Origin of the sequence: Nostoc sp., assembly GCF_036917775.1 — a bacterium.
Taxonomy (GTDB): Bacteria; Cyanobacteriota; Cyanobacteriia; order Cyanobacteriales; family Nostocaceae; genus Nostoc.
The window spans coordinates 25870-50850 of the sequence record NZ_JBALEQ010000149.1 but is presented as its reverse complement, the minus strand read 5'-3'; the positions used below and the strand labels follow the sequence as shown (position 1 = coordinate 50850).

The window sequence follows — 24981 nt, the reverse complement described above, 5'->3', positions numbered from 1 at the left end:
TGCGGTTCGTTATTTAACGCCCCATAGTTGTCTTCGCAACGTTACTCAAAGGGAGATACCAAAGGCGAACGAGCGTCATTATACAATCGTTAACAATCCTTCTTTGAGCAAACGGCGTACTAAGACGATCTTGCTATTATCGCTGGCAAAATCGGGTAGTGATTTGATCGCAAATGCAGCTTCCGACTCAGCAATAAAGCGGAAAGCTGGCTCAACGTATGCTGGCCCTTCAACTCTGTTTTGAGGAAATTGAATCATCACCACATCCCCTTTCTTGACGGTTGTACAAATCATTCCTTGGCGTTTGACAACATGAGTATCCAAGTCAATCTGTTGCAACTCGTCCAATTTACCGAAATGGCTATCTGCAAGTGGAGACAGTGAGCCAATGAATTTAATCGTCAGTCGTTCAACCGCATCGTCAATATCAACGCTACTAGCGAAGGTTTTGAGTAAATCTTTCAATTGATTTTTGGTCTGTATCCTGGCATCATCCTCACGGACAAAGCTAACGGGAACTGCTTTGCGAAATTCGACATTTTGCTGCACAATCGATGTGAGAGCTTCCTGAATTAGGTCAACCCAGCGATAAACAGGGATACCGACGGTGATATGAAGTGACGAAGTATCCAACGTCTTGGCTTCATGCACAAAACCACGTGGGATATATAACATATCACCTGGCTTGAGTTCAACTTCATGATTAGGAGCCTTTAGTTGCTCCCGTAGTACTTCTTGTGGTAATCGCCGAGCATCTTCTGGCATTGGCAAATCCCAGTAGGAATCATAGGTGCGCCAGAGTTTAGTTCCCGAAAGCTGGAGAACGAAAACATCGTGTGTATCAAAATGGGGAGGAAATCCTTGAGCAGTTTTAGGGGTCAGGTAAAGATTGACATTCGCTGGATGATTAAAATATTGTTCTAGATTTCTGCAAAGTGTGGCGATCGCTTCCCAATGCTGTTGTAGATGAAATATACATAAGGTATTGCCTTGATTATAGGCATCATAAAATTGATAAATACTAGGAGATGCGTTGGGATCGATAGAGCCTTTCCCCCCTAATTTATTCGTTTGATTGGACAAATCATCTGCCACTTTCGATACATTAAAGTCAGAATAGCGAATGCCACTATAGCGAATGAGCGAGTCAACATCGTTCATGGAAAACAGACCTGAATAGTAATCTGTTTCTTTTCGTGAAACGACAAGGCACTGGCGCTCCCAGTATTCTTTCAAGAAGGTTCTGGTATCGATTGGCTGAATTAATTTCTCAAAATCAAAATTACTGCTAAACATTTTTGGAGTTCCCTCGAAAACGGATGAAAATTTCTTTAATTTTGAATTTTGAATTTTAAATTGACTTCTGCCTTATATTTAGTTCTTTCATAAATTCTTCTGGTTCACTAAAATCTAGCCAAAAAGCCAGTTGGGTAATGTTACATACCTGCGGAAAGGCATTTACCTGACACCATTTTCTCAGATCGGTTTTCCCAGGATAGCTTTGTGTTTGTTCCGCCAGATGAACTCTTTTACTTAAAATTGGATAAAATCCAGACAGCCTTAAGGCATCGGGAAGAAAGCAGTCAGTGACAGAGAAATAGTCGCTCATGCCTCGCCCCCACCATCGGGGTACATTGACAAATCCCTCTAGCCGCGCGATCGCCTCCATCATCTGAGAAAATTTGTCTGGAGTGAAGGAATTGCTAGATAGCCAAGCCGGAAATTCAGCCTCGTTAGTAACTCCCCTTTCTTGGAAAAAATGTTGCGTAATTTTTTGAGTAATACTAGTTCTCAAACTCGCTTCCGATTGGCTGTTTGTCTGTTCGGCTAAAGCCCAAAGAATAGCAACCTGATGATACAATCTACGTTCACAATTAACTAATGCAGTAATCATATCTGCATCTGCGTTAGTTGTCTCTTCCTGAACTGAAGAGATATCCTTACCAATAATTATCAAGATAAATTGATGTAATTGCTCAACATTTTTGGCAAAGCTATCGTCTGCACTATGAAGTTTGAGCAATGCCTGAATCCGACCTAAACGTTCAACTAAGACTGGTATTGCTGAGGCATCCACATCTAACTCTAGTTCATTAGCATCAGAACTCAAACCCAATATTTGAGAACTATAAACATCAGCTAAATCAGCCTCCGAGGGTTTCAGATTCTGTTGTTGAGCTACAGCATCACACCAACGAATTAGCCCAGCGAGATTACGCAATTGAATGTAAACTCTGCCGAGAAATCGGGCTTCTTGGCTTAATTTTTCAGTCAGAGGCAACCAGGAATATGCTGTTCGTAATGGACGGATAGCAACTCTAGCTTGAAGTTCCTCTATGAAAATGGACTTGTTGAGTTGAAACTTTACTTGGTTATTAGCAGCAGTAGCACCACTTTCTTTAACCATAGCGGCCAGATGTTTCAGCAGTTCAATGGCATCTGACTGTTTTTGATCCACATAGCCCCCATTTTTCACAAATTCCAAAAACTGGCCTAGAATCTGGCGATCGCCCCCCTGCACCTCAGCATCAGCTATTGCTTGGCTCAAATGTCGTTGAGTGAAGAACTGCCGTTTGGCACAACTGATAATTAAACTAGCGATCGCTGGATCGATAATATTTTTGTCTACCGCCAGCTGAACTGTAGCGCGGATGTTTACTAAGGCATCAGTTAAGGGTTGGTATTGGAATTGAGGGTTGCTATGCAAAATCGCCACTTCATCATCCCCGATGTACTGTCTGTCTCGGTAGGCTGCAAAAATAGCTCCAAATCCCTCCATACCAAAGGCTTCCAGTTCAGCTGCTCGGAGCGCACCCATGCTACTTGCCCCAAATACTCGCACTCCTGCTTCTAATGCCCAGAGAATCTCTTTATGCCAAACTGAAGCGCTGCGGTCAAAAAAACCGTCAATAATGGCAATTACACGCGGCTGTAACCGCAGACAGGCAAGAATATCACCACAACGGACAGGATCAAGGTAACGGGCTGGTAAAATTTGACTGGCTTGGGTAACGGATAGGGTGGGGCCAAGAAAGATGAGAATTTGACTAGGTTCCAAAGAATTCGAGTGCATATTGAATTTTACAAAGACGAAGGGAGATGCATACCCGGTACAATCACATGCACTACTGGAATACCATACTCTGGTCGCGTATGATTGACAAAGACAACTTGCTTAAATCCCTGAGTACTCAGACAAGTTAGAATTTGTTGAATTTCTTCTGCAAACGTTGGGGTAAAGGCTAACTCAGGCTGAGTTTCAAAATCAATCAGGGTAGCGATCGGTCTTTTGCTGCTAGACTTCATCGCTGGGCTACCTGGCATCCTGATGCGTCCAAGGGCATAACTATCTGGATGAATGTCATCTCGGCTACCTGCAATCACCGTTACTCGTGACTGAGCCGCTTCAGTAATCGCCCGTGCTAGGGCAATTTCTTTGGAACTGTGGCATCCCCACCCTGCTGCTGTCGGTCGTCCATGCCAGTTTTCCTGATCGCTAATCAAGCATTTATAGGTAGGTATTCCTATAGTTGAAGTTAAATCAGTAATCACGGCTGTTGCCCCGGCAAGTTCAACTTGATAGAGTAAAGATTGCAAAAGCGGAGACTGGATAGTTTGACTATCAACCAAACAGTTAATCCGTTCCTCCAGAGGTAAGCGCCACCAACGCCACTCAGCTTCACGCTCAATCACTTCAAACAATCCATGAGCGATCGCCTCTAGTAAATGGTTTCCTGATGCTAGTCCATTACTAGAAGTGCTGAATAGATAAGTATCACGTTTTTCAGTTGTGGTGTCTAAATCAAGATACGCCTGTGGTACGTAAACAGGTTCACCCGTAAATAGATCGGTTCCACAAATCCAATCTAACGGTAGAGCAGGATGATAAGACTGCGATCGCTTACCTGGCTCTAAAACGCTAGGATCAATTGCCTGGTGATGTCGGCAGACTTCCTCATAAGAGGCAACCATCTCTGGTTGTGGGAGGTTTTCTGCATGATAAGACTCCACAGATTCCATCACCGCCGAGATCATCGCTAGCAGAAGTGAAATTCCCTTGCCTTGAGAACCAGAAAAGGCTTTTCCGTTAGGACGAATCGCTTGAGCAACAGGAATACCAATGCAGTCAAGACCAGTAATGTCTGCAACACGCGTGATGCCAAAAGCAGCCAGAAGTTCTTGTAGCTTCTCCCAAGTAGAATTAGGTTCTTCTGTGCGAAACGTACCATTAAGATTCAGCTTAGGAGCATTCAGAGTTTGCCACATTCGCTTGTTTCTTTCCCCCACCATTACTGAGAGTAATAATAGATACTCAATATTTAAAGCGCTTAAGTGGTTATTAATGTGTTGTATTAAGCACACGACACATGGCGTTATAATTAGCGCCTTTGAAAATTGCGATATCAAAATCATCAAAGTTAAGGCGTGTTTTCAAAGTCTTAGATCCCCCCAACCCCACTTAAAAAGGGGGGCTAAGAATTTCTTAAAGTCCCCCTTTTTAAGGGGGATTTAGGGGGATCTAAAAAATTAGGAGGCTAAACGAGTAGTTTGAAAACACGCCTTAGCGTTGCATCCCTTCACTGACACCGCAAGCCTTAAATCAAGGCTACCAGCAACACATGATCGTTTCTCTAGGTGTGGATGAAGCTAGTCCACCAGCTACACTTTCTAACTCATCTTCTGACAATTCTCGGTTAGCTGGTCTTGCTTTAATACCGTTAACGCTATTAATAGAACGGATATTCACAGATGGAGAAGCAGTTGACAGACCTAGAACCTTTCTTTCAGCAGAAACCATCACGGATTTCACATCATCAGCGTTAAAATCAAAACCGTTTGTCTGACCTTGTTCAACAGCGATTCTCGCAAACTCACCTGCTTCAGTGGCATCCAACGCTTCACGTAGAGGCGAATTGGCTGGTTGGGCTAAAAAATTTTCGTAGTATTCGACAAAGCTTTGCTGAGACATTATGAACTCTCCTTAAGATAAGATACTTAGCTTTTAGCTTGAAGTAGGCAACTAAATCTGAAGCCAGGTCATTAACTTCAAAAGTATTGTTTCCCAATCGCTAGGCAACAGAACAATCACTTAAGTTTTAGTATTGTTCCATACAATAATTGCTTGAAGTATAGTCTACTGTCCAGATCGTTTAAGTCAAGTTTTGTAACTAATAAAACATTATTTTTGTATAGTAAGATACAAAAATTAACGTTGAAATTGACAAGTTAGTGCGTACTTGAACCTTAAAATGTTCCATAATCGTCGTCTAAAAATCTTTAATCTTTTAGCTAATGAATAGATTGTAAGAATTTCATCTTTTTGCATTCTTTTCCTCAAGGGTTCGGATTATCGCTGCAATCAGCCTTCCTGAACGATGCGAATCAAACCCGTGGCGGTGAAAATTGAACATTGCGATCGCGGCGAGTATGTCAACCAGATCCTGAGTCAATTGACCAAGATGCTGGAGATTAAGTAATTCCTTCGCAAGTATGTCGTTAGCTGTGGCATATTTTTGCAATATCTCTGCTTCTGGAGACTCATACAAAGTTTCGGGAGAAAGTAGTTCAACTGTTGGAATTGTGGCTTCAGGAGGTGTGGAAATCAAAGCCGCTAAACTCTGCCAGGTTGCAAGAATAGCTACCGGATCTGACAGAGTACGGGTAAAGAGATCGTGCAACACAGTTGGCACAAGTAAATCTTTGGAGACAACACCAAGGTTATGTCGATCGAGATAGTCAAGCATGAGCCACAATGAAGTGTCTGCGTCGAAGTGCTGATGAACCAACTTCATAGCTTGCAACCCTCCAAATCGGTCTGTTTCAGGCTCATAGTCACTAAAGAAAAATAAATTAATTAAATTCTCACGCCCAAGTGCATACATGAGATCGGAGATATCAGCGATCGCTTGTTGCCGATCCACTGTAATAAAAAAACGTGCCCGGACATCTGGCGGTTTTCTCATAAAGAAGAAACAGCGCAACAAATCATGACTCCGCCAGTGACTAACTAACGGTTCGAGTTGGTCAAAAAGGGCACGCGCACTCGATAGTGCATTACCCTGATGCCTGACGAGTCCCACGTTAAGTTGTACCCAATCTCCGTTTTCCCAGTCCTGACTACTAGATTGTGTAGTTGAAGTTGATTTGTCGGTCATGAAATGTCTTTTACCACAGTTCACTGATGTTAAATCAAGAAAAGAAAGGTTGACAATAGAAACTGCCTTAAAGCAACATTACGGCATATTAGCAATCAAAAAACGTGGTTCTCGACAACATCGACCGTATCGAAGCACCTCCAGCAGATGTCTTTTACCGAGAGTATATTCTGCCCCAGCGTCCAGCGATTATCACCAATCTTTTTGAGAATTCATCACTGCGTCAGATGGATACCCTTGAAAAGGTAAAAACAGGGCTGACAGACATCCCAGTTCAAATCTGTCCAAATTACATCGCTGATCTGCTAAATTCGACATCAGCTGATGTTCCCCGAATGATGAATTTAGGTGCATATCTTGACTTCTTACAAGCACAACCCACAACTCTTGATATCTGTGTTGAGTATCCTACGCCCCAAAAGTTACTTCAGTTATTGCCCCTGAATTCATACCAACATTTAAATGATGAAAGCGACCTATATTCCAATATGTTTGTCGCCGCCAGCAATAATTATGCTCATTTGCACTATGATGCCGATCAACGTAATGTTTTGTTGTTTCAAGTTTTTGGCACAAAGCGATTTGTATTGATTCATCCGCGTGAAACTCAAAAGCTAGATGCGATCGATGAGCCTAATCTCTGCCGTACCAGTGGTATCTTCCTAGAAAATATGTTAGAAGCCGAGAAAACAGATTTTCTCCGATATACCAACGCTTATGATGCAGTACTTTATCCTGGTGAAACTATTTTCATGCCGATGATGATCTGGCACTACATTGAGTACTTGGAACCAGCCATGTCAATTGCTTATCGTTTGGGACGCAATGCTTATAATCAGCGATTGGCTAAAATTTTTCCAGCCCCCTCGGTTGATGTTCAGTCCCTATCGCTGTTGCTGCAAGACGAGACAGCAGCGCGATCGCATCATTTAGAATGGTTAACTAAACTAGAGACTGTAAGCGATTCATGGTTGGGGAGTGAAAGCGATCGCCGGGACACTTTAAACTACCTTTCCCTAAGAATTCGGGGGCAATATCTTGGTCTTGAGCCGATTAAAAATATTCGAGAGTTGAGAAGACGTGAAGCGATGCTAAACACTCGCCTGTTCTGACCGAATCAACCGTGCATAGGAACCATCAAGCTGCGACATTTCTTTGTGGGTACCGCGTTGCACTACTTTACCCTTTTCTAAAACAATAATTTCATCACAGTCGCGGATGGTACTGAGACGGTGAGCCACAATAATGCAAGAACAGCCTCGATAACGCAGATTTCGGTCAATAATTTTTTCTGTATCAGCATCTAAGGCACTGGTTGCTTCGTCCATGATCAGAATTGTGGGATCGTTGACTAATGCACGAGCAATTTCTAAACGCTGGCGCTGTCCGCCACTGAAATTAGCAGCACCCTCAAGTAAGTTACCTTCATACCCTCCAGGTAAAGCTAAAATCACTTCATGAATAACAGCATCTTTACAAGCTCGGACTAATTGAGAATTAGACACTGTATCATCCCACAAAGTCAAATTATCTCGGACAGTGCCAGCGAACAGAAAAATTTCCTGTTCTACCATTCCCAAAGAATTAGAAAGTATTGCCCTAGTAATTTGCTCTCTGGGGATACCATCAAAAAGAATTTCTCCCGACCAAGGTTGATACAGCCCCGCTACCAATTTGGCAACTGTTGATTTACCAGAACCACTACTACCAACTAGGGCTACCCTCTGTCCTGGTTTCAGTTGAAAACTCAGGTCTTGAATTAGAGGCCCATCTGTCCGTGAGTAGCCAAATGTGACATTTTTTAATTCTACATATCCCTTAAGTTCGCAGGCTGAAGCATACTGTAAGGATTTTGGTATTGAAGTATGTAAATTATGACTATCCAATTCGGAATCAGTTGAGTTTTGCAACACATCATCCAGGCGATTTAAGTCTCCTTCTAGTTCCTGTAAGGTACTGCCAAAATTGACTAGAGAGTTGACAGGAGTCAAAAAGCTAGTCATTAAACTTTGGAAAGCAATTAACATCCCAATACTGAGATGCCCATCCATGACTCGTAGACCACCAATAACTAAAACTGCTAAGGAGCTTAAACTAGTTAAGAAAACAGGTAAAACGCCTAGTACTTGATTAGTAACACCTAACTCTTGCTGACCATTAATAAATTTTGTATAGTAACCTGACCAACGGGAGAAAAAATCAGATTCCAACGCTGATGCTTTGAGGGTTTCCATACTCTGAAGGGCAGCAATTTCTGTCCCTGCAACTTTGCCTCGGTCTTGAATGATTCGCATATAAATATCTGTGCGCTGTCGGGAAATCCACTGCAAAGTCAAGATATTAATCGCAGCAAAACAGATACCGATCGCAGTCAGCACTCCATCATAAGCAAACATGACTAAGGCATAAAATACCACCATAACGGTATCAATTACAGTCCTGGCTAACTGTCCCGATAGCACTTCAGCAACTTTCGTATTGATGTTGATTCGACTGCTAATCTCTCCGGCAAATCTTTGGGCATAAAATGCCACCGGCAAGCGAAGAATATGATGGATGAATTGCCCAGACATTTCCACGGATAATTTGATATTTAGTTTTCTCAGAAAACGTCTTTGTAGTAATGTCAGTAACACCTGAATAATGACTGTGATCGTCATTCCCAAAACCAATGGACGCAACCAGTCTGTGCGATTTTCTACCAAAATGTTATCAACAAAAATTTGATTAAAGACTGGTAAAACTAACCCTGGAATGACTAGAAAAAATCCTGCTAAGAAACAATAGAGGATGGCTCCCCAAGAACCCCGCAAGCGATCAAAGAGTGCGCCGATTAAGCTCGGTTTGCGACCTCCGCGTTGGAATTCTGGGCCTGGTTCCATTACCAGAACAACCCCTGTATAGGCTTCATCAAATTCTTTAAAGGAGATTCGCCTTGGCCCAGTAGCTGGGTCATTGAGATAAACCCAATCTTTTTTAAATCCCTCTACTACTAGAAAATGATTAAAATTCCAAAAGACAATGTATGGCGGAGGAAGTTGTTGTAATTGCACCAATTGCTTTTTAAATCCCTTGGCTTGCATTCCGTAGCTTCTCGCAGCTTTAATCATGTTAGAAGCTTTGCTTCCATCGCGGGAAACACCGCAATTTTGCCGCAGTTCTGCTAAAGGTACAATTTTACGATGGTAGGCCAAAATAATCCCGAAAGCTGCTGCTCCACATTCCACCGCTTCCATTTGCAATAGAGTGGGAGTTTTGACGCGAGAAGGGATGTGACTTGGTGGCGTTTCTAAATCTAATAATGGGGCTTTTTGACGGAAGGGATTAAGGTTTTGAATTAAGGATATTAACTGCTGAATCAATTGCACAAGAGCATTCCCCTAAGAGGTTCTTTGAAAAGTATTTTGCTGTGACTTTAGATACTTTAAGATCTCCCCTAACCCCCACCCCCCTTAAAAAGGGGGGAACTGGAATCAAAGTCCCCCTTTTTAAGAGGGATTTAGGGGGATCTAGAACGTTTTGCTACCAAGAAGAGGACTTTTGAAACATCCCCTAAAACTTTAGTTAATGCCAGTAAATTCTCTGAGAATAGGCAAGACATAAGTAATTGGTGCTTGCTCTGCTACTTTAACCCGAACGCTGGTAGTTGTTCCGGCAGAAATGTTTAATTTTGGCCCTTGGGAAGAAGACCAGCGATAACCGCTAAAGTTGGATGGAGCTAGTTCCATTTCTGTTCGCACTTCTATGTCTCCGCCGCCAGTTGACAAGATGTTTGTTACTAGATCGGCGTTGCCAATTACAGACTTTGCACCTTCTTTAGTCACAGGTAAGGGGGAAACAGAGGTAACTTTACCGACAATACCGCCGAAACGTTCTCTTTTCACGGAAGTGGGGGTGATTTGCACGATCATTCCTGGTTGAATTTGTTTACCATCTTGGACATGAAAGTAGGAGAGGGCAATTAATGAAGTCTTTTTATTACCGACATTCAAGGTGACAAGCGGAGTTTTCGGACTGGTAACTTGTCCCACAAAACCAGTCACTTCTAATACACAACCGTTACTAGGACTAATAATTTGACTATTATCTAATATTTGGTTTTCTAGTTGCGCGATCGCTCGATTAACTTCTTGAATTTGATTAATTTTGGTATTAAGATTTTCTACGTTTTCTTGATCGATACGTTGGCTCTTAGTCTCTAAGTCTTTTAACTGCGCTTGCAGGTCGCCTACAGAACTCAAATTTTGTAAGTATCTCTGCTGGGCTTCTGTTTCTTGTACATCTAATTGCTTGAGCTGCACTTTGATATCAGATACGGTTTGCATTGCCTGTTGATATTCTTGCTCTGCTTGTAAGTATGTATCTTTGGCAATGGCTCCTGCATCTACGAGTTGCTGGCGTTTCTGTAATCTATCTTTCAGTATAGGTACGACAGTTACAGCATCATTGAGCCGTTGCTGCAAACTAAGACGCTGTTCACGAATGGCATTTAAGCCTTTTTCATAAAATGCAGGCGTGAGAGTTTGAGTATCCCGCAAACGTTGAATATAACTAGCTTTAGCAGATGCGATCGCCTCTTTTTCTTTAGCGGTACGTTGTCGCTGAAGCAGGGATGAATTTTGTTCTTGTCTTTGTAATTGCCCCAGTTTTGAGCGTTGCAGTTGCAATTGCTGTTTGAGAGCCGTCGGATCGATCGTTGCTATGACATATCCTCGATCTATACATTGTCCTGTTTTCACATTCAGACTTTTTAACTGTCCTGAGATTGGCGACTCAAAAGTGACAACTTGATTGGGTTGAATAAGTATTCCCTTTCCTGTGACAGTGACGGGAATACGTCCAAAAATACTCCAAATTAATCCCAATAAAACAAAACTACCCAGCGTCGCCAAAGGTAGCCAATCTACGGGATTGACTACCTGCATTAACTGATCCAATCTTTCTGGAGAAGATAAACGCTCCAGCGATTCTTTGCGAAATATACTATCTTGATCTTCAGTCATTCGCTTGAGGGAGGGATTGGGGATTGGGGCACACGGAAAGTTCTTTCAGTGCGTCTCCTCTTTGAGTTTTTGCGTCCTCTTCTCCTGTCTTCTTTAAGATTCCCGATTCAGACGTTTAATCATCCAGTCAAATCTAGCACCTGCTAGGGCGGTGTTGTCTAATGTATCGAAGTTGAGTTCATCTTCAACTTCGATATCTTCTGCTAAAAGTTGGTCTAGTTGATAAGCCAATTTCCCAAATCCACGGCGGAACAGGCGATCGCGAATTCGATCTACTAAAACTACTGCGATCGCTCGATAAAAACGGGCTGTAAATCCTGTATTTTGCTTTAATTGTTTAGCTAGTTTCTCTTGTGGTAAAGCTAGTAATATAGAAGATTCTATTGCTTTGACTGTAGCAGATGCAGTTGTTGCTTCTACAAAAGACATTTCCCCTAAAATTTCGCCTTTGACGGATTGAGCAATTTCTTTTTCGGCAAATTGATTCTGTGGGGTAGAAACAAAAATACCTAATTTTCCATCTAACAATATATATAGTGCCTCAACAGGTTTTCCTTCTTGAATTAGTACTTTACCTGGATTAACATTAGTTCTTACTCCTTGGGAAATCATCCAATCAATATCGCTACCGTTCAAAATAGCAAACACAAACAAAACCTTTCGCAGTGATTCTCCTGGAACTACTTTGTTCTTGGCCAGAAAATCAGTTAGTCTCCGCAACTGCTGTGACAGTAAAACAGATATTATTTGATAAAAATGTGCAGCGAATTCTGTATCTTGCTCCAGTTTTTCAAGTAATAATTCTCTTGGCAGTGCTAATACCCGCGAAGGTTCCAAAGCTATAAAAGTAGTAGATGGAGGACGATTATCTATAAAAGATAAAGTTTCTACAATTTCCCCTGGCGATACGCGATCGATTTCTTGTAAGTCTTTGACGTTGCCTGTGGGAGACACACAAATACTTAATGCTCCCTCTAACAAAATTTCTAGTGTATCAATAATTTCTTTACCTTCTTGAATGAGAACTTGATGAGGATGATGCTCTTTAAATATGCCTACACTGAGCATCCAATCAATATCACTTTTCCTAAAGGCAGCGAAATTTGGAGTATTAAGCAGCATTTGTTTAAGCATAGGATTTAAAGTTGATTAGGAAGGAAATTAAATCATTTATTGTCGCAAAAGATAGCTTTTTTTTAGTTTTCTGGAAGTTTTGAATATGCTTGGTTTCCATAAGTGATAAAAAGTTAATGAAAAGCTAGAATTACCACAAATAGCTTATTACTCATACTAAGTACACAATTTCGTAAATTTATGGTCAATTGAGGGGTAAAATTAAAACGCATAGGAGCTTCTCTACGAGACGCTACGCGAACCCCTTCCAACAGGATAGGAACGCAAAGCTTGTTTCGGTTTATATGCTACGAATTAATGAAATGCTGTGCTAAGTTCTACTTACTTCATTATTTTTGGCAAAATCTTTAACAAAGCTTTTTAGACAAAAGTTAATATAGATTATATCATTAGTGGTTAATTTAACTAAATATCACCTTTGCGTGCTGTCACAAATATTTGTCTTTGTTAAATAATTGAAAATTAATAGAACTTAATATGAATTGGATACAAAAATTTGTAAAATTTACAGCATTTCCTATCTATCTGGTATTAATAATCTCTAGTTTGCCCAGAATGGTAAGAGCTGAATCATTAATAGCACTTAAATTCCAAAGATTACAGAACTGGCAAATTAGTCAGAGGTTTATCCCACCAAATCGAAGCGCACCACAAACTACGGCTGGTGGAGGAAGTCGTGGTGGTTCTCGCTCTTTAGAGGGCAAAGAAACTTTAACTCCCTTAATGCCTCCGATTAAACTAGGTTTAACCTTGGCAGAACGTCCGACATTTTACTGGTTTGTTCCGCAGATGCCAGGACAAACTGCTCATTTTTCACTCCTGGAAGACAACCGCATATTCTACGAAACAACTTTTAAACTTCCTAATGAATCAGGAATTATTGGTTTTACTCTCCCGACAAAAGCACCAAGCCTCGAAGTAGGTAAAAAATATCACTGGTATATGTCGATCGCTTCCAGTTCAGAGGAACTAGCAGACGAAATCAGTGTCGAAGGTTGGGTAGAACGAATCCAACCTACGGCTGATTTATTGAAGCAGATAGCCAGGACAAATCCCAAACAACTTTCCCAAGTGTATGCTACATCTGGTATTTGGTACGAAGTGCTGGATACTTTAGTAAAGCAACGTCTGACTGAACCTAGCGATCGCACAGTCATGGCTAATTGGCAAGCATTATTAGAGTCAGTGGGTTTAAACAATTTAGTTTCTAAGCCTCTATTAAATAGCTGCAATTCCCAGACTAAGTAATTTATGTGGAGTCATATCAAGCAACAACTTTGGCAGTATCGCGGTATCTTCATCGCTGCTCCCAGTGTGGGAGCATTAGTATTCATCCTGCGCTTGAGTGGATTATTGCAAATGTTGGAATTGGCAGCGCTGGATCAAATGTTTCTGTTACGTTCTCCAGAACCTGTTGATACGCGGATTGTGATTGTAGAAATTAATGAATCTGATGTGCAAAAACTTGGTAAGCGCGGTGATTGGCCTTTGCCTGACGGCTTACTAGCACAAGTTTTAGAGAATTTAAAACAACAAAAACCCAGTGCGATTGGTTTGGATTTTTATCGAGATTTACCAGTAGGTTTTGGACATCAATCATTAGTTAAGGTGTTTGAGTCTACACCAAATTTAGTTGGTGTACAAAAAGTAGCTGAGAGTGAAGATAGCTCGGCGGTAGCACCACCACCAGCGCTGAAAAAACTCGATCAAGTGGGTGCAAATGATTTTCCCTTAGATGGGGATGGAAAAATTCGCCGCAGTTTGATGTATTTGGCAGATAAAAATGGCGAAAATGTGTTTAGTTTTGCTTTTAAGCTTGCCTATCTTTATTTGAGCGATCGCCAAATTGATGTCGGACAAACAAAAGATTATTTGGTAAAAACAGGTAATGTTGTTTACCCATTATTTCAAGGTAATGATGGTGGTTATATCCGGGCTGAAGACCAAGGTTATCAAGTACTAATAAATTATCGTAGTTCTAAAAACAAATTTCAGCACATATCTATTATGGATGTGTTAGATAATCGGATATCCAAGGACTTAGTAAAAGGGCGCATTGTGTTGATTGGGCCCACAGCAGAAAGTCTCAAAGACCTATTCTATACACCATATAGCAGTACCATATTAACAGCACCTAAACGAATGGCTGGTGTAACTATTCACGCTAATGCCATCAGTCAAATTTTAAGCGCTACTTTAGATCGCCGCCCGTTAATCAGAACATGGAGTAAATTACAGGAATGGTTGTGGATTTTTCTTTGGTCACTGGTTGGTGCAATATTAAGATGGCAACAAAGATATAGCGCTACTTCTAAAAGAAAATCATTATTACCTTTGATTAGTATTTGGCTAGCTGGATGCTGTCTTGTGGGTAGTAGTTATCTAGCCTTTTTAGCAGGTTGGTGGATTCCCGTTGTCCCACCATTACTTACATTAATTGGTTCGGGGATTGTTGTTACTGCCTATATTGCCAGGACTGCGGGACAAATTCGTAAAACCTTTGGTCGTTATCTCACCGATGAAGTGGTTGCTAATTTATTAGAAAATCCTGAAGGTTTAAAACTTGGTGGTGAACGCAAGAAAATTACTATTCTCACTTCCGATTTAAGAGGTTTTACAGCTATATCTGAGAGATTATCTGCTGAAGAAGTAATTAAAGTAATTAATCTTTATTTAGGATATATGGCAGATATTATCACTCAGTATCAAGGCACAATTGATGAATTTATGGGTGATGGAATTTTAGTTCTGTTCGGCGCTCCTATCACTAGAAAAGATGATGCGACAAGAGCGATCGCTTGTGCTGTGGCAATGCAACTAGCAATGGAAGCAGTGAACAAAAAAATCCAGCAAATGGGATTCCCAAAGCTGGAAATGGGGATTGGTATTAATACAGCAGAAGTAGTTGTCGGTAATATTGGTTCGGAAAAACGGACTAAATATGGAATTATTGGCGATCAAGTTAATTTAACCTATCGCATTGAATCCTATACAGTCGGCGGACAAATTTTTGCTTCGCAATCAACTATTAATGAGACTGGTTCTATTGTGAAAATTATTAAACATAAAGAAGTACAAGCAAAAGGGGTGAAACAACCGATAAAAATTTATGAAGTAGGTGGAATTACTGGAGAATACAATTTATATCTTGTTAAAGACGAAGATAAAATCTTCTGGGAACTGCCAGAAGCAATTCCCTTAAAGTATACAGTTTTGGATGGAAAAGATGTAAATAACACTGTCATGGAGGGAAAGTTAGTAAAGCTGTCAGCTAAGGGGGCGCAAGTATGTTATGACTCTAAAGTAAATTATCTAGCTTTACAGCCCTTTACTAATCTGAAACTGAACTTACTTATGCAGGGGAATGCCAAAATTAGTGAAGATATCTATGCTAAAGTCTTAGACAAAACGGCAGAACCAGATAATTTTTATATTCGTTTTACTAACATTCCGCTAGAAGTGGAAGGGCAATTTAATGCCCTACGCCTCCGCCAAAGAACCATTGCACCTCTAACTCCAGATGAGTGATTCTAAGTTACTGCTTACAGATAATCAATCTCTAGTATTAGACAATCCCTTAACAGTTTGGCAAATTGAATCCGGTGCGATCGCTGTGTTTGCTATTCTGATTGAGCAAGGTATTGAGGGCACTCGGCGTTATCTATTCAGCGTCAATGCCGGAGAAGCATTGTTTGGGATATCGGCTAATAACCATAAATTTTTGGCAGTATCGATAGAAGAGACTGTGTTGTTGGAAATATCTGCACAAGAATGCGAGGCAGAAAGTTTTATTAAGTTAGTGCAGATATGGGAGCAAAATATTCAAAGTTGTGTAGGCGATACCTTCTCTACAAGGCTCTACGACAGGCTGCGCGAACGTCCACGCTTTTCTATTGTGCCAGTTTTTTCCCACACTGAAAAACTTCCCAACTTGAACGAGATCCAAGTTACTCTGAGTGAACTACACAGCGATTTTTGCGAAATTCTGACTCAAATAGAACAGGAAGAATTGGTAGCAAAATGGACTCAATTCCAAGCACGCCAACAACTTAACTCTCAGGTAAAAGTTAATGCCTTAGGAGAGTTAGCCTCAGTTCTCAAACCCAAGCAAGCCGAACTGATGCAGTCAGGTACACCGTTGCTGATTGCCGCAGGTGCAGTTGGAAGGGCATTAGGAATTAAGATTCTGCCACCTGTGCGTTCTGAAGACATGAAACGGATTAAAGAACCATTAGAAGCGATCGCCCGTGCATCCCGAATCCGTATCCGCCGGGTATTACTCAATAACCGATGGTGGCAAAAAGATAGCGGCCCCCTATTAGCATATACTAATCAAGATAATTGTCCTGTTGCATTGCTACCAGCAGGGGTAGGAAAGTACGAAATCTTTGACCCAGAAAAGCACGTTCGCATACCTGTAAACAATCGTACTGCTCAACAACTAGCTCCCTTTGCTTATGTATTTTATCGTCCCATACCCGAAAACAATTTAACTGCGATCGCCTTACTTCTATTTGCCTTCAAGGGGAAAATTCGAGAACTGATTGTTATCTTTCTCACTGGCGTTGTTGGTGCATTGTTAGGAATGTTAACCCCCTTAGCAACTGCTATCCTCATCGATTCCGTCATTCCCGATGCAGATAGAGGGTTGTTAGTGCAAATCGGATTAGGTTTGATAGCCGCCAGCTTTGGGACGATAATTTTTCAAATCGCCCAAGGTTTTGCCGGTCTGAGATTAGAAAGTAAAGCCAGTTTAGACTCCCAAGCAGCCTTATGGGATAGATTGTTTAATCTGCGGGTATCTTTCTTTCGTGAATATTCAATTGGGGATTTGCAATCTCGTGTTTCTGCAATCACTCAAATCCGCCAGAAACTTAACGACACAGTGCTACGTACTGTTTTTACCAGCTTCTTCTCTCTACTAAATTTGGGACTATTGTTTATCTACAGTTCCAGTCTAGCTTTAGTTGTAGTAGCAGTAGCGTTGGTGGCGATCGCCTTTACTACGATCTCAGGTTTACTTAGCCGCCAAAAGTTGCGTTCTTTAGAAGAAATAGAGGGAGAAATTTTTGGTTTTACTGTACAGATGGTGGCTGGTGTATCCAAACTTCGAGTCACCAATGCAGAAGACCGCGCTTTTGCCTACTGGGCAAAAAAGTATAGTCAGCAGCTACAACTCAAGCTGAGTACAGAGATAATTGAAGATGTCTTAGCGATATTCAACACTGCCATGCCAACTGTCAGCTCGATAATTATCTTTTGGCTAGCAGTTACGTTAATTACACAAGCCCCATCTGAAAGCGGAACAGGATTATCTACAGGTACATTTTTAGCATTTAATTCTGCCTTTGCCATATTTATCGCTGGGGCAACTCAGTTGAGTAACACCATAGTCAGCATATTAGATATCAGCATTTTTTGGGAACGTGCCAAGCCCATCTTTCAGGCTCAACCAGAAATTGATCTGAGCAAAAGCGATCCAGGACGGTTAACGGGTAAAGTAAAAGTCGATCATGTGACTTTCCGCTACCGCGAAGATGGCCCCCTCAATTTAGACGATCTGACAATTCAGGCAGAACCAGGAGAGTTGATTGCTTTGGTAGGGCCTTCTGGTAGTGGCAAATCAACGATTATTAGGCTGTTATTGGGATTTGAAACGCCAAAAGATGGCACGATTTACTACGATGGTCAAGACTTATCGGGGTTAGATATATCGGCAGTGCGTAGACAGATTGGTGTAGTACTACAAAATGGTCGCATCAATAGCGCCTCAATTTTTGAAAATATTTCTAGTGGCGCATTAGTGACAATGGAAGAAGCCTGGGAAGCAGTACGGATGGCTGGGTTTGCCGATGATATTAAGTCAATGCCAATGGAGATGCACACAGTCATTTCGGAGGGGGGTACAAATCTCTCTGGTGGGCAACGTCAAAGGCTACTAATTGCTCGTGCTTTAGTCTTAAAACCGAGAATTATAATTTTTGATGAAGCTACCAGTGCTTTAGATAATCGGACTCAAGCGATAGTTAGTACCAGCTTAGACCAGTTAGGAGTAACGCGGATAATTATCGCCCATCGCCTCAGCACTATCCGCAACGCCGACCGAATTTATGTGATTGAAGCCGGTCGAGTTGTTCAGCAAGGTAAGTTTGAAGAATTAGTGAATCAAAAGGGGTTATTTGCTAATCTGATGGCACGACAAATGGCGTAAGCGTTCAGGGAGTGCAAAGAAGATGAAAAACTCCATCTTCGTCAGCAGTATTAAATCGGGTTGGAGTCGTTAACTTGCGCCGCCTTGTGACCTCGGCGGGACTGCATTTACCGCCATAAAAATGTTGATAGTGATATGATGAGAGCCACATTCAGGACAATTCATGTTTTAGCACCCTATATTCATACCTTATTATGCAACGCCAACAAGAGTAAATGTTCACGCTATAATTTTCAGTCATCTCTATCAGAGCGATTACTAAGCCATCTACAGCAAAGTGTGATCTATTTACTCTATCAATAGCCTTTCATTAATGGGAATATAAATTATAAATTCTGTTCCTTTTCCTAAAACAGAATTAACTTCAATTCTACCCCCATGTATTTCTTCCACAATTTGCTGTGCGATCGCTAGTCCTAATCCTGTGCCTTTTCCCACTCCTTTCGTAGTAAATAAATGGTCAAATATGCGTGCTTTTACATTTTCGTTTATTCCTGTACCATTATCAGAAATTGATATTTTTAAGGTATTGTTTTCAATAATAGCTCTCACTATAATTTTATGTGGATTTAGCTTAAAATGCTCAAAGGTCTGACCTATACTTGACTCATCTAAAGCATCAATAGCATTAGCTAAGATATTCATAAATACCTGATTTAATTGTCCAGGAAAACACTCGATTGGCTGTAAGTTTTCGTATTCAGTTATAACTATAATTTCTGGACGTTGCTCATTCGCTTTCAGGCGATGTTTGAGAATTAAAATTGTACTATCAATGCCTTCATTGATGTTAAATGGCACTTTATAATCTTTATCGCCCCGGGAGAAAGTTCTTAAGCTGGTGCTGATATTTTTTAATCGCTCAGAAGCCAGAACCATCGCTTCAACCATGTTTGGCATGTCTTCTAAGCTATAGTCTAAGTCAATTTCTTCAGCATGATCGAGAATTTCCACTTCTGGATTCGGTAGAGCTTTTTGATATAATTTTAGGTGTTCAGTGATATCAGCCAAGATAGGTTTAGCCTGTTGAAGGCTAGTCGAAATAAAGCCGAGGGGATTGTTCATTTCGTGAGCTACTCCAGCAACTAAGTTACCTAGTGCAGACATTTTTTCATGTTGTATCATTTGCAGTTGGGCTTGTTGCAGTTCTTGCATAGCATTTTCCAGTTCTTGAGATTTTTGCTTAATAGCAGCTTCAGCAAATTTGCGATCGCTAATATCAATTAGAATTCCATCCCATACCATTTCACCATCCTCTTTGCGTTCTGGCTGAGAAGCAGCTTTTACCCACTTGATATTCCCATTGGGTGTAACAATGCGCCACTCATGCTGAAATGGGGTAAGATTTTGTGCTGACTCAATAACTGCCTGAAAGGCCTCTGCTCCATCGTCGGGATGTTCAAAATCACGCAGGCTACATTTCCCTGAGAGGAAATCTTCTGCTGGGACTTCGTAAAGAGTTTGACACCCAGAACTGACGTAGGGTACTGAAGCTGAACCATCGGCTTTAATGCGGATCTGATAAATCATGCCAGGAACATTATCTGCTAGTTTCTGAAAGCGGGCTTCACTGAGCCGTAATTTTTCTAGAGATTGTTCTAACTGTTGAGTATAAATTTGTGCATCTTGATAAAGACGGGCATTTTCTAGAGAAATGGCCGCTTGGGTACAAAGAAAGTTGAGAATGAGGATGCGATCGCTTGTAAACACACTACTAGTAGAACGATTCTTTAAATACAAAATTCCAATTGAGCGTCCTTGATTGAGAATTGGCAAGCACAACAAACTTTTTGGTTGTCGTTGACTTAAATACTCATCAATTACAGGTAAATTGGTTTTGAGGTCGTCAATCATCACAATTTCTTCGGTGTTTTTGACGTACTGTATCAACTTAATTGGTAAGTTGGGGTTGTCCTCTAAAGGTTCGGCACAAAGTTCTGTGCTTTCGGGTGTAGCAATGGCTCTTACCAACCATTTTCCTTGAGTATTAGGTAGGATTAAGGCACAACGCTCGCCCCCAGAATGTTGCAGAATAATCTGTGCTAATCTGTGCAATAGTTCATCCAGTTGAATCGTGCCGGAAATGGCTTGGGAGGCTTTGAGGATAGCAGCAAAATCAAAGCTACTAATATCAGTGCTAGAAGAACGACCCAAATGAGTGGAATTATGAACCGACATCGGGCGACTAACGCTGCTCGATATTGTTTCCAGGATATGCAGTGATTGCACTCTCTGCTGGAGAATAACGCCTAGTAAATCGGGATAGCGGTTTTCCAAATCTTCGGTTTTGGCTTTTGCGCCCCAACGAGCGTAACAGTAGTATGCCTCCTGCATATAGGCTGCTGCCACCTTCTGTTTGCCCCAACTTAGATAAAATTTAGCAGCCAGTTCATTGCTGAGTGCTTCATCTTGTACATAACCATGTGTTTTGGCTTGGGCAATAGCTAAATCATAATGTTCCATCGCCTCAGTAAATTGACCAAGCACTCGATAGCGTTCTGCTGCTACAAGTGAACAGCGATGTTGATGATTGAATGGGGCATGAATAGCCCAAATTTGTAGTTTTTCTTGATGGGCATTGATTCGCTCTAAAATGGCTGATTGTTCTTGGGCATTAACATCGGTGTAACGTGCTAGATGAATTAAAGCATCATAAAAAACTCGGACAACTGCGACGAAATAGCCAGTTACAGCATTACTATACTGTTCTGCTAAGGCTACTTGTTGTGAAGCTACTTCGTATTCTCCGAACAAATAAGAGAGAACAGCTTGATGGAAATGAAGATAGAATAACCCCGTGCGATTACTGGCAGCTTGGAAGGTGGGTAAGATTTGGGCGGCATTAAAGACTTTGCCCTGTAAACAATAGGGAACTTCCGCTTGTCCTAATAAATTGAGAATCGCTTGCTGGTAGCATTCATAATATTTTATAGTTGCTTCTTGTTTGACCTGGCTGATGACTTGCCAATGAGTCTCAATTTCCTCTGCCAAATCATTTAATTCTCGACCACTCCAATAGCTACACTGACTATATGACACTAAGTTCAACGCGACGCATACCCAATCTCCGGTTTCTAAGCCGCTTTGATAAGCTTCTAGTAAAGATGGGATACTATGATGTAAAGGTTCCTTCCAGTGCCGAATAAAGCTGTTGACAATAAAGTAAGCTCTGCTTTTAAAAGCGTTAATCTGCTGTTGTTCTAGTAACTTTAATGAAAGTTGTCCAAACTCATACCCAGCATCAATGTCTCCAATAAAACCACAAAGAGTCACTCCATAGTCTGCATAGGAAAAAATGGCAATAGATGAATTGCCAAACTGGATAGCCATCTCCACTTGCTTGGATGTGAGTAGTGGTAACAGTGTCGGTTTAGCAATGTATGCAGAGGAAACCAGTGTAGTCATTATTTGCATGGCTGCAAGTTGATGCGGATCGTTCATCACAGGCAAATCCAGCAAACTTAGGGGTGCGCGTCCCATCCATAGTTGCCTTGTCTGTTGGACTGCTGCGTTAATATCTGCCATCATTGGCTGTTCGGGAAATTCCACACCGAGTAATTTCAACACTTGCAACCCAGTCTCAATCACTTTGGCAAATTGACCTTGAGACCGAAATGCCGTCATTCGGGTTTCATAGACTTTAATAGTATCAAGTAAAGAACCAGCAGATTGCAATACAACATCACCCCATCCTGCCAGCTTGTCAAAGTCTCTACTGAGGCAGGCAGCTTCTAAACGCTCATTATGCAGATTCAGGGTTAATCTGTAATGTTCTGCCCAGGCATTAAAAGGCAGTAAGTCAATACCTTGGGTACAATATTTGACAGCAGCATTATAAGCGATCGCTACTTTGGCTTTGCGCCCAGCTAACAAATTCAGTTGTGCTAACTCCAGTTTTTTGTCAAGCTGAGTTATCAAATCAATGCCTATATTCAAGTGATTGACAATTTCAAAGATGTTGTCTAGTTGAGTTGCAGGCGTATTAGCGTACAATAATTGACCGATCGCCAAATGAGTAGCTTGTTTTTGGTCTTCGGGAATTAAACAATAAGCAGCTTGTTGGACGCGATCGTGCAGAAAGCGATAAGCAACTTTTTCGATATTGTTAGTATTAGCTTCTTGCTCATGGCTGAGATAAAACTTATAAACTTGACTTTGCGGTAAAATCAATCCTTCCTGTAAAGCCTTCCACAAAGTATCTGCCACTTTCTGTGGCGATTGTTGTGAAACAATTGCCAAAGTAGTTAAATCAAAAGAATTACCAATACAAGCAGCTAACTTCAGGATATTTTGCGTTTGCTGGGGCAATTTCTGTAACTGAGTAGCCATAAATTCCACCACATCATCAGTCACAGATAGCGCATTGACTTGAGCAAAATCGCATTCCCAGTAACCTTGCTCGTGATTAAATTTAATTTGTTTATCTTCGTATAAAGCTTTGAGAAACTGCGTGATAAAAAAGGGATTACCTTTAGTTTTACGATTGATTAATTCTGTTAGGGGACGTGATATCTGTATCGTACAATGTAAAGTATCAGAAACTAACTGATTGGTATCACTCAAGGAAAGGGGGGCAAGAGTAATAGTATTAATAGTCTTACCAGTTTTCTTGAGTTCCTCTATCTTCAACATAAATGGATGTACGGCTGAGACTTCATTATCTCGATAAGCACCTAACAAAAGCAGATATTTTTGATTCTCCGTCAGCAGTTTAATTAACTGTAGAGAAGCCAAATCTGCCCACTGTAAATCATCCAGAAACATCACCAATGGATGTTCCCTTGTGGTGAAGACAGCAATAAACTTTTGAAAGAGTAAATTAAACCGATTTTGTATCGCCGTTCCTGATAGTTCTGGTGCAGGCAGTTGTTTACCAATTACCTGTTCTAATTCTGGAATTACTTCAATTAAAACTTCCCCATTGTCTCCAATAACTTGAAGAATTTGATTGCGCCATTGTACCAATTGTGCGTCTGATTCTGACAACAATTGCGCCATTAAGTCGCGTAAAGCTTGCACAAAGGCGGATAAGGGAATATTACGATTGAATTGGTCAAACTTACCTTTGATGAAATAACCCTGCTGACGGGTAATTGGTTTGTGGACTTCATTCACGACAGCAGTTTTCCCAATCCCCGAAAATCCTGCTACTAGCATGATTTCTGATGTGCCGTGAGTCACACGCTCAAATGCTTGTAATAAGCTAGCTACTTCTGCTTCTCTGCCATATAACTTTTCCGGGATGAGGAAGCGATCGCAGACATCCCACTGACCGATTTCAAAATCTCTAATTTCTCCTGTATCTTGGATTTGGGCTAAACAAAGTTCTAAATCATGCTTTAATCCCAAGGCACTTTGATATCTATCTTCGGCGTTTTTCGCCATTAACTTCATGACAATATTACATAAGACTTTTGGTATTTCTTTACTTCTGCCTTCTAACTGCGATGGTATTTTTGCCAGATGACAATGCACCAATTCCATCGGGTCGTCACAATTAAATGGTAACTTTCCTGTGAATATTTCATACAATGTTACACCCAGAGAATAATAATCGCTGCGGTAGTCGATGCCACGGTTCATTCTGCCTGTTTGTTCTGGGGAGATATAGCTGAGAGTTCCTTCTAAAATATTTGGACTTTTAATTTTTTGGGTTTCTTTAGGTAGTAATGAAGCAATACTAAAATCAATCAGTTGAATTTGTTTTGTTTGGGGATGAATTAGAATATTTGCTGGTTTAATATCTTTATGAATAATGCGACTTTCGTGTAAATCGTGGATAATGCGGACTAGTTGAATAGCAATATTTAAAATTTCTACTAAGGATAAACTTGAGTTTTTAATATATTCTCTCAAAGAAATTTCTCCGATATCTGCCATCACCAAAATATAGCTATTGCCATAGGTTTCTAGCGATAAGGGATGAATAATTCCAGCAATGTTGAGATTTTTACTGATTGTATACTGATGACGAAATTGTAGTAATTCGTTAAAACTGGGATACTCTAAGGCTAAAAGTTTAATAACGACTGGAAGTTGGTCTGATTGGCGGATAGCTCGATACACGTTGGTTCTAGAGCCAGCATACAGTTGAGAGTTAATTTGATATCCTGGAATGATGGGGATAGAGTTCATAGTCGCCATCTATACATACCTTATGACAGAGTTTTGTTTTCCTTGCTGACATTAGTATTCCCATCAACTTTATGTTGTATAACGCTATCGAGAGGAATTGATGGTTGTTTTAGAAAAAACCAATGCTTTTTGGTCAGAAGCAAGTCATAGCCGCAATGAATTACAGCGAATTACAATCAAACGTGCCACAACTAAAAGCAATACTGGGCTTTGTTTTAGGATTTATTTTTGTGGCGGGTTTGATGGAAAACTGCTGTAACTCAAATTATTCAGGGAAGTGGGGAGTGAAAAAGGAGTATGATTCTCCCTATCAGTAATTCATGCGCTCGACGACAGTGGGCGT

Annotated in this window: 14 protein-coding genes; 5 read left to right on the top strand and 9 right to left on the bottom strand. The window is 40.9% G+C overall.

From position 1 onward, the window contains the following. Positions 1-78: 78 nt before the first annotated feature. The 5 genes from V7K69_RS29620 to V7K69_RS29600 form a co-directional block, all read right to left on the bottom strand. Entirely contained in the window at positions 79-1296 is a 1218-nt protein-coding gene (locus V7K69_RS29620) for a cupin domain-containing protein (RefSeq protein WP_335041195.1), read from the bottom strand. A 55-nt stretch (positions 1297-1351) separates the two neighbouring features. Beyond that, positions 1352-3073: a TfuA-like protein gene (locus V7K69_RS29615; protein ID WP_335041192.1), complete on the bottom strand. Its 1722-nt coding sequence runs from the start codon at positions 3071-3073 to the stop codon at positions 1352-1354. Positions 3074-3081: 8 nt separating this feature from the next. Next, positions 3082-4266 carry a YcaO-like family protein gene (locus V7K69_RS29610; protein ID WP_335041190.1) on the bottom strand — a complete coding sequence of 395 codons (1185 nt, stop codon included), beginning with the start codon at positions 4264-4266 and terminating at the stop codon, positions 3082-3084. Positions 4267-4606: 340 nt separating this feature from the next. Continuing rightward, positions 4607-4969, bottom strand: coding sequence for a hypothetical protein (locus V7K69_RS29605; RefSeq protein WP_335041187.1), 363 nt, complete (start codon positions 4967-4969; stop codon positions 4607-4609). Between the two features lie 343 nt (positions 4970-5312). Further along, positions 5313-6155, bottom strand: a complete 843-nt coding sequence (locus V7K69_RS29600) for a thiopeptide-type bacteriocin biosynthesis protein (protein ID WP_335041185.1) — start codon at positions 6153-6155, stop codon at positions 5313-5315. A 104-nt stretch (positions 6156-6259) separates the two neighbouring features. Here V7K69_RS29600 and V7K69_RS29595 point away from each other — a divergent pair, with 104 nt between their 5' ends. Further along, positions 6260-7267 (top strand): cupin-like domain-containing protein, encoded by a 1008-nt coding sequence (locus tag V7K69_RS29595; protein ID WP_335041182.1) that lies wholly within the window; start codon positions 6260-6262, stop codon positions 7265-7267. On the opposite strand, the gene V7K69_RS29590 is transcribed toward V7K69_RS29595, so the two are convergent. The 3 genes from V7K69_RS29590 to V7K69_RS29580 all read right to left on the bottom strand — a co-directional run bounded on the left by V7K69_RS29590 (position 7247) and on the right by V7K69_RS29580 (position 12292). Continuing rightward, positions 7247-9391 carry an NHLP family bacteriocin export ABC transporter peptidase/permease/ATPase subunit gene (locus V7K69_RS29590; protein WP_442936209.1) on the bottom strand — a complete coding sequence of 715 codons (2145 nt, stop codon included), beginning with the start codon at positions 9389-9391 and terminating at the stop codon, positions 7247-7249. The two genes, V7K69_RS29595 and V7K69_RS29590, sit on opposite strands and share 21 nt — an antisense overlap. Positions 9392-9715: 324 nt before the next feature. Then, positions 9716-11158, bottom strand: a complete 1443-nt coding sequence (locus tag V7K69_RS29585) for an NHLP bacteriocin system secretion protein (RefSeq protein ID WP_335041180.1) — start codon at positions 11156-11158, stop codon at positions 9716-9718. 93 nt (positions 11159-11251) lie between these two features. Beyond that, positions 11252-12292: a cyclic nucleotide-binding domain-containing protein gene (locus tag V7K69_RS29580; protein ID WP_335041178.1), complete on the bottom strand. Its 1041-nt coding sequence runs from the start codon at positions 12290-12292 to the stop codon at positions 11252-11254. Between the two features lie 555 nt (positions 12293-12847). Here V7K69_RS29580 and V7K69_RS29575 point away from each other — a divergent pair. From V7K69_RS29575 to V7K69_RS29565, 3 genes are read left to right on the top strand one after another with little or no spacing between them, the layout of a single operon-like run. After that, entirely contained in the window at positions 12848-13540 is a 693-nt protein-coding gene (locus tag V7K69_RS29575) for a DUF928 domain-containing protein (protein ID WP_335041176.1), read from the top strand. A 3-nt stretch (positions 13541-13543) separates the two neighbouring features. Then, positions 13544-15820, top strand: coding sequence for a CHASE2 domain-containing protein (locus V7K69_RS29570; RefSeq protein ID WP_335041174.1), 2277 nt, complete (start codon positions 13544-13546; stop codon positions 15818-15820). Then, entirely contained in the window at positions 15813-18503 is a 2691-nt protein-coding gene (locus tag V7K69_RS29565; RefSeq protein ID WP_335041172.1) for an NHLP bacteriocin export ABC transporter permease/ATPase subunit, read from the top strand. The genes V7K69_RS29570 and V7K69_RS29565 overlap by 8 nt, the downstream gene beginning before the upstream one ends. Before the next feature lie 288 nt (positions 18504-18791). Here the strand turns inward: V7K69_RS29565 and V7K69_RS29560 are convergent, their stop codons facing one another. Beyond that, positions 18792-24647, bottom strand: coding sequence for a trifunctional serine/threonine-protein kinase/ATP-binding protein/sensor histidine kinase (locus V7K69_RS29560; protein ID WP_335041170.1), 5856 nt, complete (start codon positions 24645-24647; stop codon positions 18792-18794). 91 nt (positions 24648-24738) lie between these two features. Between V7K69_RS29560 and V7K69_RS29555 the strand changes: the two genes are divergently transcribed. Next, positions 24739-24897, top strand: coding sequence for a hypothetical protein (locus V7K69_RS29555; protein WP_335041168.1), 159 nt, complete (start codon positions 24739-24741; stop codon positions 24895-24897). Positions 24898-24981 lie beyond the last annotated feature (84 nt).